At 57.6% G+C, this 15,463-nt stretch carries 12 protein-coding genes; 2 read left to right on the top strand and 10 right to left on the bottom strand.

Features of this window, described 5'->3' with window-relative positions; translation table 11 throughout:
* Positions 1–43: 43 nt before the first annotated feature.
* The 10 genes from AC2ETI_RS15860 to AC2ETI_RS15815 all read right to left on the bottom strand — a co-directional run bounded on the left by AC2ETI_RS15860 (position 44) and on the right by AC2ETI_RS15815 (position 11,404).
* Positions 44–1,012: a GDP-L-fucose synthase family protein gene (locus AC2ETI_RS15860; protein ID WP_483634111.1), complete on the bottom strand. Its 969-nt coding sequence runs from the start codon at positions 1,010–1,012 to the stop codon at positions 44–46.
* Positions 1,009–2,040 carry a GDP-mannose 4,6-dehydratase gene (gene gmd / locus AC2ETI_RS15855; RefSeq protein ID WP_042951020.1) on the bottom strand — a complete coding sequence of 344 codons (1,032 nt, stop codon included), beginning with the start codon at positions 2,038–2,040 and terminating at the stop codon, positions 1,009–1,011. Before gmd ends, AC2ETI_RS15860 begins: the two co-directional genes overlap by 4 nt.
* Positions 2,041–2,088: 48 nt before the next feature.
* Positions 2,089–3,441 (bottom strand): lipopolysaccharide biosynthesis protein, encoded by a 1,353-nt coding sequence (locus AC2ETI_RS15850; RefSeq protein WP_019747433.1) that lies wholly within the window; start codon positions 3,439–3,441, stop codon positions 2,089–2,091.
* Complete coding sequence (locus AC2ETI_RS15845; protein ID WP_483634110.1) at positions 3,438–4,364, bottom strand: glycosyltransferase family 2 protein; 927 nt, start codon at positions 4,362–4,364, stop codon at positions 3,438–3,440. Before AC2ETI_RS15845 ends, AC2ETI_RS15850 begins: the two co-directional genes overlap by 4 nt.
* Positions 4,354–5,145, bottom strand: coding sequence for a glycosyltransferase (locus tag AC2ETI_RS15840; RefSeq protein WP_019747435.1), 792 nt, complete (start codon positions 5,143–5,145; stop codon positions 4,354–4,356). Before AC2ETI_RS15840 ends, AC2ETI_RS15845 begins: the two co-directional genes overlap by 11 nt.
* Complete coding sequence (locus tag AC2ETI_RS15835; protein WP_483634172.1) at positions 5,142–6,110, bottom strand: glycosyltransferase; 969 nt, start codon at positions 6,108–6,110, stop codon at positions 5,142–5,144. Before AC2ETI_RS15835 ends, AC2ETI_RS15840 begins: the two co-directional genes overlap by 4 nt.
* 77 nt (positions 6,111–6,187) lie before the next feature.
* A complete protein-coding gene (locus AC2ETI_RS15830; RefSeq protein ID WP_019747437.1) occupies positions 6,188–7,510 on the bottom strand; it encodes an O-antigen ligase family protein in 1,323 nt (440 codons plus the stop codon).
* Between the two features lies 1 nt (position 7,511).
* Positions 7,512–8,663, bottom strand: coding sequence for a polysaccharide pyruvyl transferase family protein (locus AC2ETI_RS15825; RefSeq protein WP_308372105.1), 1,152 nt, complete (start codon positions 8,661–8,663; stop codon positions 7,512–7,514).
* Positions 8,635–9,732, bottom strand: coding sequence for a glycosyltransferase family 4 protein (locus AC2ETI_RS15820; protein WP_031332980.1), 1,098 nt, complete (start codon positions 9,730–9,732; stop codon positions 8,635–8,637). Before AC2ETI_RS15820 ends, AC2ETI_RS15825 begins: the two co-directional genes overlap by 29 nt.
* A gap of 151 nt (positions 9,733–9,883) precedes the next feature.
* Complete coding sequence (locus AC2ETI_RS15815) at positions 9,884–11,404, bottom strand: sugar transferase (protein WP_019747440.1); 1,521 nt, start codon at positions 11,402–11,404, stop codon at positions 9,884–9,886.
* An 872-nt stretch (positions 11,405–12,276) separates the two neighbouring features.
* Between AC2ETI_RS15815 and AC2ETI_RS15810 the strand changes: the two genes are divergently transcribed.
* Both AC2ETI_RS15810 and AC2ETI_RS15805 read left to right on the top strand, forming a co-directional pair.
* Positions 12,277–13,746: a hypothetical protein gene (locus AC2ETI_RS15810; protein ID WP_228117920.1), complete on the top strand. Its 1,470-nt coding sequence runs from the start codon at positions 12,277–12,279 to the stop codon at positions 13,744–13,746.
* 29 nt (positions 13,747–13,775) lie between these two features.
* Complete coding sequence (locus tag AC2ETI_RS15805) at positions 13,776–15,212, top strand: glycosyltransferase (RefSeq protein WP_031332976.1); 1,437 nt, start codon at positions 13,776–13,778, stop codon at positions 15,210–15,212.
* Positions 15,213–15,463 lie beyond the last annotated feature (251 nt).

Here is a 15,463-nt window from a genome sequence, read left to right as displayed (position 1 = left end):
TGCCTGTCGAAGTCGGGTTTACGTCGAATAATGCTGTAGTACTTCATGTCCTGATCGAATCGACGTTCTGTCGATACCACTCCACGGTCGATGCGATTCCCGCACGAAGATCAATCCTGGGCTGCCACCCCAAATCTCGAAGCTTCCCGATGTCAAGCAACTTCCGCGGCGTCCCGTCAGGTTTCGAATGATCCCATTCGATCTCGCCGTCGAACCCGATCTCGTCCGCCACGATCGCGGAGATCTCCGCGATACTCTGGTCCTCGCCCGTACCAACATTGACGTGTTCTGCTCCGTCATAGTGGTCGAGCAAATGAAGGCAGGCATCCGCCATGTCGTCGACGTGGAGAAACTCGCGCCTCGGCGTCCCGCTGCCCCAGTTAACGACTGACGCAGCTCCATCACGGCGTGCGTCGTCGAAGCGCCTGATGAGGGCTGGCAGCACATGAGAGCCCTTGGCAGAGAAGTTGTCACCCGGGCCGTAGAGGTTCGTCGGCATCGCGGAGATCCACGGTCGCCCGAACTGCTTGCGAACAGCCTGTACCTGCAGGATTCCCGCGATCTTTGCGATGGCATAGGCATCGTTCGTCGGTTCCAGATGACCGGTCAGCAGATATTCTTCGCGAATCGGTTGAGGTGCGAATTTCGGGTAGATGCAGGATGATCCGAGGAATAGAAGGCGATCTACGTCGAATTCGGCCGCCGCGTCCATCAAGTTCACCTGGATGCGAAGGTTGTCGGAGATGAAGTCCACCGGCAGTGTGCTGTTCGCCAGTATCCCGCCCACTCTGGCTGCCGCGAGGACCACGTTCTTCGGCCTCTCAGCTGCGAAGAATTCGAACACGGCACCGCGGTCGCGAAGATCGAGTTCGGCGGACGTGCGACCGACAAGGCGATTGAAGCCGTCGGCTTCCAACCGACGCCAAATCGCTGAACCAACGAGTCCACGATGGCCCGCAACGTATACCGCGTCGCTCCGATCGAGGGACTTCTGCGTGTACTCCCCCGTCATCGAGCGTGCTCCCAATCCACCAGGTTCGGACGGTCGATCCAGGGCTTGCCCTCACACGTCAGAGCCTCGATGTCCGCATCGACCATGATTCGAGCCAGTTCGGGGGTATGTACAGTCGCCTTCCATCCGAGCTTCTGCTCCGCCTTACCGGCGTCTCCGATCAACGCATCTACTTCCGTCGGCCGCAGATAGCGCTCGTCGAAGCGCACGTGATCTTCCCAGTTCAGGCCGGCGTGCTCGAAGGCCACCGTCAGGAAATCCTTGACCGAGTAGTTACCGCCTGTCGCGAGCACGTAATCGTCCGGTTCGTCGACCTGAAGCATTCTCCACATTCCCTCCACGTACTCCGGCGCATAGCCCCAGTCGCGGATTGCATCGAGATTGCCCATGTACAAATGGCTTTCCAGACCGGCCTTGATCCGCGCCACCGCTCGCGTGATCTTGCGAGTGACGAATGTTTCGCCTCGCCGGGGAGATTCGTGGTTGAACAGAATTCCGTTCACGGCAAAGATCCCGTACGCCTCGCGGTAGTTCTTGGTGATCCAGTACGAGTACACCTTCGCCGCACCGTACGGCGATCGAGGATAGAAGGGAGTCTGCTCGTTCTGCGGAGGCGGTGTCGCACCGAACATCTCGGAACTGGATGCCTGGTAGAACCTGCATTCGAGACCAGCCATCCGGACTGCTTCGAGCAACCTGATCGACCCGATTCCGGTCGTGTCACCGGTATGTTCGGGCTCGTCGAAACTCACCCGTACATGGGACTGCGCTGCAAGGTTGTAGACCTCGTCCGGGCGTATCTGTGCGAGAAGAGTGACCAAACGCGCCCCGTCGCTGAGATCTCCGTAATGAAGGAACAGTTTTGCATCCGGCGTGTGGGGATCCACATACATGTGGTCGATTCGAGCTGTATTGAACGTGGACGATCTACGAATAAGTCCGTGGACCTCGTATCCCTTGCTCAACAACAGCTCCGCAAGATAGGAGCCATCTTGACCGGTAATGCCTGTGATCAGTGCCTTCTTCATTTCTCTCCTTGATGTGGATGTACGACTTCACAATTTTCTGGCATCTATTCACACGGCCACGCCCGTCTCCACCGCCTTCTCCATGCTTGAAATTCGCCGTGTCGAAATATAGATGCACGGAATGACTTGGAGTACAACCATTCCTGCGGATAGCCCCAGGTAGAGTGCGGCGGGTCCGAGTTCAGGAATCAGAGATATTGCCAATACCATTCCGACGAGGCCGCTCAGCCAGACGCACAGGACCTGCACCCATAGTCCTCGCGGGTCCATGAGGAACATTGCTGCCGGTTGATGCACCGAAACAACAAGGATGTAAACACTTCCAGCCAAAACGGTTGCCAGTGGGACGACAAGACTTCCACCCGAGACAAACCGTATTCCCGGATAGCTGATGACGATCAGAGCGAGCGCAAATACGGCGCCTACTGTGCCGAGAAGTACTATATGCTGGGCGAATTCGCGTACCCGAAGCGTCCCGATTCGGAATCGTTCGCGATACCTTGACCACAAGTTCTGGCCCATCACTCCCAAGATCGCCAATAGCGGTCCAGCGAATTGCGCCACTACCGAATATTGTGCGACGTCTTCGACCGTTCCGAAAGTGGAGATCAGCAACCTGTGGCTCTGAAAGCCGACAACCATACCGATCGATATCAGAAAAAACGGGACCGCAGTTTCAGCTATGCGAACTCGCACCGGGCTTGTAAGACTCCAACCGATCAACGAACCCTCATCGCCGGAAATCGACCGAAGCGCGAGAGCGAGGGTAAGAAATCCGACGGCGAGGTAGCCTGCGCACGGTGCCAGAACAAACAGGTAGGCCGGCGCGTGAGTTGTCCAACAGACCACTATCACGATCAGTTGAATGATCGGACCGATCAACGCTGCGGTAACGACAACGCGCATCTTTCCGCAACCCTGCAGGATGCGGGACCCCAAACCCAATGGAATACCAACTGCCGCAGATATAATCACCACTGTGGCCAGCGCCGACGCATGATTCATCTCACCGACCGCGCCTAGTATCGGCACCCACAGCCCCATCTGGTACAACAGGAACGCGAGGCTTGCGACAGCGAGGGAAACCAGAACTGTGACCAGACTCGCCCGACGAAAATGGGATTGGAACGACATCCGATCGAGTGCACCACTTCGGTAATCTGCTGTTGCGTTCACCATGGTCGCGCCGATACCGAAGTCCGCGAAGGGAAGTAGATTCAACATGGACGCCATCAGCGCGTAGAAGGCGTAGTACTCAACGCCGTAGTCACGAGACAGAATTGCTATTACGGCGAAGTTCGCACAAGCTCCAGCCAGCAGACCTACCAGTCGAAAAAACCCGGTCCCGCCCAGGTCGATCGACTTCGCCGACCTCAGGTAGGAGCTGACGACTGTGTTCACCCTCGTGCCTCCGAGGTCCCAGCACCAGAGACGATTGTGGACTGCTTCAGACCGCTGTTACCGAGCCGAGAAAGTACCTTGTAGCACGCGGCAACTACTACCTTTGTGCAGCCTCGCCAGTACAAACCTTGCGCGAACGACGCTCGTCCCATACGTGCATTCGCAGCTGCGGCAACCGCCGATGCGTTCATCAGCCGAACATTGATCCCTAGATGTCGCGCGTAGTGGCCCCTGATCGACTCCTTGCACAACAGCGATTTCTCAGGAGAACCAATGGATTTACCTGCGTACATCGAATACACGAGGGAAACAGTGTTGTGCTGAACGATTCGGCCGACGACGGATAACCGAATGAACATCTCGTAGTCGTCGGCGTAACGCTCGACGATCTCAGGTACGTCCAGCGCAATCGCCGCTTCGTAATCGGCACGCCGAACCAGCGCAGCTCCCGGTGGAAACGGACCGTACCCTTGTGCCAACAGGGTTCGAGTATTGATCTCGGAGTACGACTGATTGTTCAACCGACTACGCCCACGCGGGAGGCTCGCCATCACACGTCCAGCGACGACTGCGCAGTCCGCCTGCGCAGAGAGAATACGCAAGGACTCGTGAACGCCGGATGCGACCAGAAGATCATCCGCGTCCAGGAACACGATGTACGGTGCCGTGACAAGCTCGGCCCCCCGCCGTCTCGCGAGGTATGCACCCGCATTTGGCTGCGTCAGAACACGTATATCGTGGGCGCGACATAGCGCGGCAGTACTGTCGGTGGAACCGTCGTCTACCACGATGACTTCCGAAGCGCCCGCACTGTGCGCGCTCTCGATTGACGCCATAAGTGTGGCTTCCGCATTGAAAGCTGGTATGACAACTGCGAATTCCGCACTCAATTGCGTTGTGGGTTCCAAATAGTCATCGGACACGAGGAGTCACCCCTGCTAACACACGTCTTTGGACACGATCGGTTTTTGCCAGAAGCGCAACTCCCAAGGACACTGCATAATCAAGCCACTGCGCCCTGAAGACTGTGACACCGGTCAGGGCGCGTGATCGCCGCATGTCCCGGTAATGATCCATCATGCCCCGCACCGAACCGGCGCCGGCCGAATCAAAATCACAGAAAAACTCGGTCCACACCCGCGGTTGCGATCGAACCGCCATCTTCAGCAGATAAAGTTGGTCGGCACTGAGCCCGAATTCGGTATCGTAGCCGCCGATCTCAACATGCAGCGACTTCTCGATCACACATGCTTGATGGGGAATTATGTTTCCGCCTAGCGAGAATCGGGACAGACTGAACGGGATTCGGCCACCGATTCCGATGGAACTTCCGGAGTCATGGATGTTGCTCAGCCCGTAACCCCACCGCCAAGAGACATCCCCTCCTTGATACTCCCGAGAGACTCTCTCCAGAACGTCACATGAATGGAACACGTCGGACGAGTGCATGAACCACAGCAACTCGCCACTCGCCAGTTCCGCGCCGATGTTCATTGCGTCATAGCGACCGCTGTCGAGACCTGAGTTCCACACTAACGAATCACCCAACGAATCAAGGTATTCGACAGTCCCATCGGTCGAGCCACCATCGATCACGATGTGTTCGACTCCTTGTGCACTCTGAGCCCGGACGCTCTCGATCGTGCGGATCAGCCCCGAAAGATCGTTCCTGGTGATGGTAATGACGGTGACCGATGAAGTCATCGAGAAGCCCCTATCGCGAATGCATAGGCGTCGATGAGCGCTGTACGCGAACTCACGACGTCCACTGTTCGGTTGAAATATTGTGTCTTGGCTTGAACCGTCGATCGGTAGTCCAGGCAGTCGAAGTAATGTGTGACGGCCATCGACAGAGACTCGGCGGTATTGCCAGCGACTGGATAGCCAAGCGAGACCATACTTTTGATGTCACGACTGATTACGGAGACACCGACCGCGGCGGCTTCCGCAGCGGAAATCGGAGCGCCCTCCCAGGCCGCAGTATGGAGATACAGCGAACTGGCGCGCACTTCGTCCAGCACCTGTTCAGCTGGAATCCAACCCGTCACCCGAACCCCTGATTCCACGAGACTCTCTTTCAAGACGGCTTCGCCATCTCCTACCCACACGAACTCGAACCTGCTCGACAGCCTTGCTGCAATATCGGCGAACAGTTGGGGATCCTTTTGGGGAAATATCCTTCCCACCATCACTACTCGGCTTCGTTCAGCCGGTACCTCCGCTGTCCGAGAGCTGCTTGCGCGCAAATATTCGCCGTGATCGGTCGGTGATACGTTGCCGACCACGATGGAGGTGGAGGAGTTCGACAACTCCGTAGTCAACTCGGCTTCTCGTCCACTCACTGCAACAACACACTGACGCCGAATCGAAAGTAGCCCACGCTCAACAGACTTGTAGAGTACCCGCGCTAGGGGACTGACGTCGGTGCGCTCGAATGCGTAACAGTGTGGGGTGTATACGATCCCAGCTCGGTGCCCAGGGATGATCCGGGCGAGACCGGCAAGACTGGAATGCAGGTGCAGAATATCGAAATCTCCTCGGCGCACCATACGAATCGCGGATAGCAATAGTGCGGCCAGACTTCCAGGTACCAATGTCACGCTGAGTTCGGAGGGGAAGCTGTATGTGCTCTGCCCGACCCGTTCGCGAGCGATCACGCAGTGATGCATTTCTGGCGTCAACGCCTGATAGTTCAAGATCGCGGTGCTTACACCTCCTCCGAGTGCTTCCGTGACGTGCAGAACCTTCATCGCGCACCATCCCTCGTAAGGCCGGCAAGAACATTTTGGTTTCGAATAGCTTTCATCGCAAGGTCTTCCGTCTCCGAAGTATCAACTGATCTTTTCCGCATGCCTGAGGAGCACAAGAGAAGAATGAGAGGGCACAGGAAGGGAAGCAGACCGGTTCGATACGGCTGGATCGGTGCCTCCAGGAAACCCACAGCGACCGTGGTTACGATCAGCGCCGATGCCAAGTATCGATTTTCGACATCCGTGGTCAGCAGCGCCCAGACGGCAGCGACGACAAGCACGGCAATTCCGAAAAACCCGACGGCGACGCCGAGTTCTAACCAAATGTTGTGCGCGGCATAGTTGGAGGAGAAGCGATACGCGTTATGCTCCGTCCAATAGTTCGCACCGTGACCAACATTCGGGCTCTCCGAAATCAGCTCCTTCGCCCGCATCCACAAAGCACCGCGATAGGTGTAATCACGGAGTCCGTAAACTCGGAACACTGGCACAAAAGAAATCACCAACGCAACCATCGCAGCTGCCAGTGCCACAACCCGCGACATGCGGTTTCCGATTCCGAGGACTACCAGGTAGCCGAGAACCAGACCGATCATCGCTGTTCGACTGCCAGAAATTTCGATCACGATCAGGCTCGCCAGTCCAACCGCCGCGACTGTGATCCAGTGTTGCCGATACACCGCAATGACGCTCAGCAGTGCGACACACAGCCCCAGGAAGTTGCCATTGCCTGTGATCGACGACGTGAGCACTTGGCCGGCCACAGTGCACTTGTCCAGCCGACAGGTCTCGACCACAGCCTCAGGCCAGACGACGAAAACCACAGCCATACTCAGACAAAGCACGAGCAGACCCTGGTAACAAAGACGGGGCCAGTTCAGTACATCAACCGAGAGCGCGCGGCACCACAGAAGCGTAGGCACAATCATGAATATCGCTCCGACGACACCGATGTCCACGACCCCGAAGATGAGGATCGGCATGATCACCACCGCCATGACCAGTATCGCGGGGACATAGGGGAATGATTCTCGGGATCCGAGCGCGACGATGAAAATCGCGATTCCGATGACAATCGAAGGCACGTAGGAGATCACGAAGACCGCGGAGCCAGAAACTGGAAGGTATAGGGCAAGGACGCTGCCTAACACCGCTTTGAAAAGGACCGGCCATACGAGCGATACCCAAAACCAGATCCCGATCAACCCGCTTCTGGTGCTTGTCGAGGTTTGTCGTCGGGGTTGCAACACCGTGACCACACGTAAACGTGCGATCAGCAAGAGAAAAACACTGGCAAACAACAAGATCGAGAGATTCATGTCATTGGCCAACCGTCGGCAGGTGGCATGGCACAGCCAGGGAGTCGAGCAGGCATTCCCTCTGGGATGCGACGGCCTCGATGCGTGAATCGATCAGGCTCCAGTAAGCGGCTGGATCGTCTCGAATCGATTCCACCGCGTCGAGAACGCGAGTTGCCGAGGTCCTTCGGGCATCGAGAACGTACTGTTCCAACCCCAGATCATGAAATGCTCCCCATGATTTTCGTTCGTAGCCTAGGTGCACACTCGGCTTTCCGGCGAGCAATGCAGACAACGATCCGTGGAGGCGCGTACTGACAACGACGCGATTCTCCGTGCTTTCCAAATAGTGCTGCAATGGCTTTGGGGTTCCCGGAGAGTATTTGACGGTGAGGGGCGTGTCATTGTTTCCGCCACCGGTGGACTGAATCGCCCATACAACATGATCTGACCGAGCCAAGTCGGACAAAGTGTTCTCGTAGGATCCAGGGCGGGACAGCTCACGTGCCACGACTACCGGGCCATGCGTGATCTCGATATTGCGAGGTGTACGGACCTCCGCCATCTTCAGAACCGCCAGATCCGAGATTCGTTCGACATTGGTCAGGTCGGCGAACAAATCGCGTGATCGATCGTCACGAACGAGCACCTGGTCCATCGCCTTCAGTGAACTCGCGATACGGCGACGGAGAATGTTCGGGAACGGGCCGATACTCTGCGGCAGATAGATCTTGCGCGCACGACTTCGTGCGGCAAGATCGAGTTGACCGAAATGCGCCCCCGCAGTCTTCAGGGCCTCGGAAACAGACGAGCCCCGAAGGTATCCGCCCCCGACAGCGACTATCAAGTCCGCTTGTTCGAACAGTATCTTGACAGGTGCTGGCCCGCCGGTGACGGAACTAGCCAGCATGGAAACACGTACGGACGCCTTCTTTTTCGGGTTCGGAAGCCATGCCGACGCCCACTGATGAAACTTGACATGATTTGCCATCGGATGGTGGCGGAACGATTCGGCATCAGTGGCAATCACGTCGACGACAGAATCCGGCCACACCGATCTCAGCAATTCGAGTGTTTCCTCCACCAACAACCGGTCGCCAGAGTTTTGAGCACTGTATGCGTGAATGACCAGGATGCGCGGGTGGTCACGATTGTATTCGGGCAACGATCTCACTCCTGGTCGTCATGGTTCGGGACGCCTGCAAACCCATTGAATAGGCAAAATCTCGGTACTCGTCACTCGATACGACGCCGAGGGCGGACCGAAGGCTGGGCGCGCCGGCAAATGTAAGCACCGGCCCGGAGGTGCGCAGATCCTCGAATGCAGGTAGATCGGCAGCAACAACCGGCCGGCCGCGCGCCCACGCCTCCCATACGAACACAGGATTGAGTTCGTTTCGACTGGGCATAAATGCTGCATCTGACCAATCCAGGTAGGGCACAACATCGTCGACGCGTCCCACCAGTTCCACCGTATGCGAAGAAGGCTTCGCACTGTCGAACCGCTGTCTCAGGTCTTCTTCTTCGGGCCCTGAACCCAAAATCTTTATTTCACAGGGAATCTCGATATCCGACAGAAGTTCGGGAATACGATCGAAGCCCTTCTGCTTGGATAGACGGCCACAGGCCAGCAGCCGTAGGGGTGCCCCCGAAGATTCACGACGAGTGGTTTCTCTCGAGTCAACTCGGATCAAGTTCGGCTCGTACACAAGGCGAGCGTGCGGTCCGTAACGTCGTTGACGAATCTGACTCACGGCTAATTCCGAAGGCGCAGTGATCAGCTTTGCGTGCCGAAGTGCATTACGAACGAGCACGTTCTCGACCAGGGAGACAACGCCAGTTTCATCCGCACTCGGCAACTGATGGAAGGTCGCAATCAGCTCACCCGGAAGACGTTTGAACATACTCGAAACACCGAGGGCGACATGGCTACCCCTCATCAGTGAATAGACCACATCCGAACGCTGCAGATGTGTTGCTACTGCACGACTGGCTCCGACCAGTCCGCCAGGGCTTCTTGGATAGTCGAGCATGACGAACTCGTCTGCGAGGTCGGCAACCTCGTTGAAGTCTCGGCAGCCTGCGAACAAAGTGACCACGGTCGTATGTGTGTCGGTAAGCCCGCGCAATAACCCGCACAAGGATTTCTGTGCACCCCCACCTTCCAACCAGGGCGCCACAACAAGCAACGACTTCAACTTTGGCGGTTCCGACACAAACTTCTCCTGGTCAATTTGCTCCATCACTTCCCAACATCGCCTTGAGCGCCCTCGCGACGATCGTGTTCTCGCTCGTCATCGACCAGTTGTCGAGGTACGAAAGATCAAGGGGAGCTGCGCCTTTCCACCGATAACATCACGAACTGAAGTCGGTCCAGACATCCTTATTCACGTCTCAGTACGCGCCGTCACTGGCCAATACCGCTTTCAACGTTTTGCCGACGATCAAGACATCCCCCATGAGCGACCAGTTGTCGACGTACGAGAGATCCAGTCGTACAGTCTCTTCCCAGGAAAGATCCGAGCGTCCGCTGACCTGCCACAGCCCTGTGATTCCCGGCTTGACGAGGAGTCGGCGACTGACTGTTCCGTCGTAGGCCTCGACCTCGCGACGCAACGGCGGCCTGGGGCCTACAACGCTCATCTCGCGCCGAAGAACATTCACGAATTGAGGCAGTTCATCGATCGAGTATCTGCGCAGGAAGCCCCCGACCCGTGTGACGCGCGGGTCGTCGCGCATCTTGAAGAGCACACCGGCGCCGTCGTTCTGGGCCATCAAGGACGCCACCTGCGAGTCTGCGTTCTGGACCATCGAACGGAACTTGAGCATCGGGAACGGTTTGCCGTCCAGCCCCATTCGCTCTGCTCGGTACAACACCGGGCCCGGGCTCGAGATCTTGACCGCCACAGCTGCCACCAGGAGAACAGGTGCGATGGCGACCAAGATAAGCGAAGCAAAAATCACATCGAACGATGATTTCGCAAAGCGTTGCGCACCATGATATTTCGGACGCTCGACGCGTATCAGAGGCTGACCGGCCACCGGCCGCATCGACAGGCGCGGCCCCGACACATCGACGATGCTGGGCGCAACGACCAGATCTACGTCCCGCGATTCCAGATCCCAGGCGAGCGCACGGATGCCATCCGAGCCGAGATGCTCGGTTGCCGTCACGGCAACGGTGTCTGCGCCGACAAGTTCCAGCGCTTCGACTACCGATGTCTCACCGCCGAGGAGCGGTATGTCACGCCCGTCGACCGCGATGGACTCGTCCGCGCGCCGAAGGAACCCCGGCACACACACTCCGACCACACGGAAACCGTCTGCGCTACCTCGCTCGAAGTTTCGTGCGAGTTCAGCGCCGGCATCCTTGCTGCCCACCACCAGTACAGATGTGAGGCACTCACCACGAGTACGCCTCCGCACGATCACCCCGCGCCAGAGCCAACGGCTCAATAGCAGCGCGAGAAGGCCGACAGGAAACGCGAATGCAAGGTAAAGCCGGGCGATATCGAGACGGAGCAGAAGGCTTACGATCGCAATGACGCCGAACAATCTCATCGCGGACACCAGGATTCGTCGATACTCCTCCGGACCGCTTCCGATCACACTCGCAGATCTCGTCCTGAATATCTGCAACGTCGCCAGCCACGCGACCACCACACCGATGGACAAACCGGTGTAGCTGAACTGCCCGAGCTCACGAGCGTCGACGGCGGTCGGCGCTGCGCCGAATCGAAGCCACTGAGCTGCCGAAACCGCACCAACGACAATCAGCGAATCCGTCACTGTCAGAGCACGTATGTATCGATGCTGCCACGCTGCACGCGAGGAAAACTCCGCACGGGAGTCCGGCACGATGCGCGGACGCCGATACCCGAGCGACGGCGCCATGGACATGTCCAATGCCGACATCTGACCAACCTTCCCGTTTGCGAGCCGCCAGGCCCCGACCGTTCTTCGGAATTCCGGTTTGCACCCGAAAGCCCCAGGCGCAACTAAAAAGATGGAGAAGAGCAAATGTTCCGCTTAGGTGTCGGCAACGTTGCAACTCGATAATCCGGAGGCATTGCACGTGCCGCGTGAGTACTATGAGAACATCTCGAAGGCCGGAGTTCAATTCGAATAATGTTGCAGGTCAAGACTCTAACCGGCAATTCTTCTTCCCAGCAGACACCCGAAGAATGTTGGACGATCGTTCACGTTCGATCGCCGTAAAGCCACGGCGCCATTTGCGATGTAGTTACCAATTGGTAGCTATAATTCAGCTATTCAGCAAATGCACGGAAACCTCCAGGGCTTAGGTCCCGACGACCGCAATAGCTCACAAAGCGGACATTGCCTCTCACTGCTGACCACAGTTCTTTCGCATGGGTAACTGGACCCACATCCACGCAACCGAGAACCGTCCCTGCACGCTGGGGACCTATGTCCCCGTAGGTCGAATCCGCGGAACTTGATTGAACTTTCTGCAATCCGAAAGTGAATTACCCTTCGATACGGAGTAATTCGGCAGACCGAAAATCTTGTCATGCCATCCGGCCGGCCAAGGCCCGCACTGGGAAGCGAAAAAAAGATTTCAAACTTCCCACTATGTGAGATTCGAGCGCGTGAGACCTCCGGCCGGACTGCTCAGAGACCGGCGCCTCGACGTGGCGAGGGCGATATGTCTTGATCAAGTAATGTCTGCATGTGGCGCCGGACCGACGGCGATGGTCGGCAGTCCCTAGCGGTGCGCAGCCTCGAATCGCACGCAGACGTCGGGTAGCAAGCGAATGGAACTGGAAATGTTGAAGATTCGTGAGATCCGCTCCGAGTCCGGGATCATTCCTCGACTCGCAGTGCGGTGGTTGATGATCGCGCTCGCCACGATCTTTGCATTCTGGCCCACCTGGACCAAGCTTTGGCAGAGCACGGCCAGCGGAACTGCCATCGGCTACGTCTTCGCTCTACCGCTCTTGTGTTTGGTTGCCGCCGTCGGAACAGACTTGAGGCGCGGCCCGGAGCTTCCTATTCACGATCGCGAGACCGACAAGATAGTCGGCTGCATCGGTCTCTTCGTCGCATTGGGACTCCAAGCGCTCCTGCTACCGCGTTTTGCCGAGACCTACGAATTGATGCATATCGACGTGATCGCAGCGTGGGTATTCGTCTGGAGCGCAGCGGTTCTGATGTTCGGCCTCCGTCCGGTCAACCGGTATTGGGCAATCTGGGTGGTCCCGGTCATCTTGGCGCCGCTACATTACCGCGCCATCGCGACCGAAATGGGCGGGACCCGTTTCGACTACAGCGTCCTCATGGTGCTGGTCGCGTCTGCCGCGACCACGATCGCCGTCAGTAGAACGTGGAGGCGAGGGGCGATCGCCTTTGTCGCCGCAACGGTGCTCGGTGTGGTGGTTCTCTACGTCACGATTCAGAAGTATCCCACTGCTCCGCTTTTCGCCGTGCAGTTGTTTCCGGCGCTCGGAACCGCAATCGTCGTCGGTGGCGCCTTCTATCTGTACGAACGCCGGGGAAAGTCGCTCAAACCGTTCGATCGACCACTCCGAAAGCCTTCGACAGCCACGAGCAACTGGACCATCCTTGCGGTGTTTGCCGCCGCAGTGCTGATGTTCTTCACACCGCTGCCACCGACAAGTTTGACCGTCAACGTCGGTCCGCCTCCGGCTACGGCCGATCCTCGACTTATCGTTCCACTGGGCTGGCATCAGATTGCAGCATCCGAATACGACTGGCCCCGTCGGTACTTCGGCAGCACCTCCGAACTGAGCCGTCAGACAATTCGGGCCGACACTCCGAATCCCGCTTGGGACGCGCAGATGCGGCCTCGCACGGTACAGCTTGACGTCGTCCAGGTCCGGCGGCCCTCCACGCTCGCCGTGTACCCCAGCAAGACCACCTACGACCTGGAGAACGCGAGAGTCAGCCCGACGGTCACGGTGGAGTTGCCGCACGGGATCGTCGCCGAGATGTACACGATCGTCGACGACGCTCTCCTTCTCACATGGAGCAATCTCAATTTCGTCTGGACGCGGGGCGACGGAGCCGCGCAGCGAGTCAGCCTGATCAGCGTCGACAATCACGATCCCGACGCCTACTTCCCCGAACCGAAGCCGTCGATGGCGTCCAACGGTAGCAATACCCTCGCCGTTCTACTGCGTGGTGAAACCTCGACCGAAGACACCGAATCCGAGTACAAGGACCTGGACATGCTCGAAGCACTCGCTCGACTTCTCGTGGAGGCTCAGACGTGGTGAACGAAAACCGAAGCCAGTCCAACAGTGTTGTGGTCAGCGGCGACCCGGATACAGCGGAGTACCGCGAGGCCGCCCTGCACGATGCAGTGAACGGTCTACGCGAGCGCCATCCGATCTCGTCCGCCTCCGTGGCCTTCTATCCGTGGCAGCGAAATACGTTGTTGGCAGGCTTCGCACTAGTCGTCGTCAGCCTCGTGTTCTTCCTCGTCCCAACTCTCATCGCGCTGACACTGATCTGCACCGTTGGATACATATGGGCGATGGTCGACCGTCTGATCTTGTTCACGAGGGGCCTCGATGCGTCCTCGATCATGACGATCAGTGACGAAGAGGCACTGGCTCTTTCATACGACGACCTTCCCACCTACACCATTCTGGTCCCCGCATACAACGAGCCTGAAGTCGTCGGCGACCTCATCGCAGCCATGCGAGCGATCGATTATCCGGAAGACAAGATGCAAGTCCTTCTCCTATTGGAGGAAGATGACGCCGTCACTATCGAAGCTGCTCTTGCCGCCGGCGTGGACGAGGTCGTCAGCATTCTGAAGGTGCCCGCGGCCGATCCACGCACCAAACCGAAAGCATGCAACTACGGTCTGCATTTCTCGACGGGCGAGATCGTCACGATCTACGACGCCGAGGATTCCCCCGACCCACTCCAATTACGGCGAGTAGTTGCAACTTTCGCGAAACTTCCCGAGAACACTGCTTGTGTTCAGGCCAAACTTGCATTCCACAACGGAACTCAGAACCTGTTGACCGCGTGGTTCACCGCCGATTACGCGCTGTGGTTCAACTTCATCCTCCCTGGATTGATGCGGAGCAATTCACCGATTCCTCTCGGCGGTACCTCGAATCACCTACGACGTAGCGTCCTCGACGAGATCGGTGCGTGGGATCCCTTCAATGTCACGGAGGATGCGGACCTCGGGGTACGGATTGCCGAGAGCGGATACCGCACCGCGGTGTTGAATTCCACCACGCTCGAAGAAGCCAACAGTGACACGATCAACTGGATCAGACAGCGCTCGCGTTGGTACAAGGGCTATTTGCAGACGTGGCTCGTCCATATGCGCCAACCCGTGAAATTATGGCGAGGATTGGGCTCGATCGGCTTTCTCCGCTTCACGATTCTCATGGCCGGCACACCTTTGGTCGCCACTTTGAACATGGTGTTCTGGCTCATCAGTCTGGACTGGATTCTCGGACAACCTGAAGTGATCCACCAGGTCTTCCCCAACTACGTCTATTTCCCCGCGTTGATCTCTCTGGCATTCGGTAACGCCGCTGTTCTCTACATGAACCTCGTGGCGTGCCGAGAAACGCGAAACGCGATGCTCCTCCTCGCCTGCCTGACTGCTCCGTTGTACTGGGTGCTGATGAGCATCGCGGCGATCAAGGGGACCTACCAATTGATTCGCAACCCGTCCTACTGGGAAAAAACCTTCCACGGTCTGAACACGTGACAACGCAATCCTTCACGTTCTACACAGGTGTGAGTTATGTCTACTGGTCCGCCTCACCCACAATTTCACCCGATTTCGGGTTTCAACGGAAAACACACAGCTAGATGGTCGCGGTAAACACACAATCCAGTCACAAAACTTAACTACCGGTACGCGAGAACCGCGGTGATTGGTTGCCGAATGATCACAGATCGGCCGTCGAGCGCCTTAAGTGCCGAGACGGCACTGGCTTACCGCGCAGCACTCAGGCA

The organism is Rhodococcus sp. MurmanLake-1, from assembly GCF_056945715.1.
Note: the sequence above shows the minus strand (reverse complement) of the source record. Positions and strands in the feature narration are given on the sequence as shown.

Bases quoted from the DNA above. Each gene is read 5' to 3' on its own strand.
- AC2ETI_RS15820 (WP_031332980.1), bottom strand. From the start codon at position 9,732: ATGGAGCAAATTGACCAGGAGAAGTTTGTGTCGGAACCGCCAAAGTTG.
- AC2ETI_RS15835 (WP_483634172.1), bottom strand. From the start codon at position 6,110: ATGCATCACTGCGTGATCGCTCGCGAACGGGTCGGGCAGAGCACATAC.
- AC2ETI_RS15840 (WP_019747435.1), bottom strand. From the start codon at position 5,145: ATGACTTCATCGGTCACCGTCATTACCATCACCAGGAACGATCTTTCG.
- AC2ETI_RS15830 (WP_019747437.1), bottom strand. From the start codon at position 7,510: ATGAATCTCTCGATCTTGTTGTTTGCCAGTGTTTTTCTCTTGCTGATC.
- gmd (WP_042951020.1), bottom strand. From the start codon at position 2,040: ATGAAGAAGGCACTGATCACAGGCATTACCGGTCAAGATGGCTCCTAT.
- AC2ETI_RS15815 (WP_019747440.1), bottom strand. From the start codon at position 11,404: ATGTCGGCATTGGACATGTCCATGGCGCCGTCGCTCGGGTATCGGCGT.
- AC2ETI_RS15860 (WP_483634111.1), bottom strand. From the start codon at position 1,012: ATGACGGGGGAGTACACGCAGAAGTCCCTCGATCGGAGCGACGCGGTA.
- AC2ETI_RS15810 (WP_228117920.1), top strand. From the start codon at position 12,277: ATGTTGAAGATTCGTGAGATCCGCTCCGAGTCCGGGATCATTCCTCGA.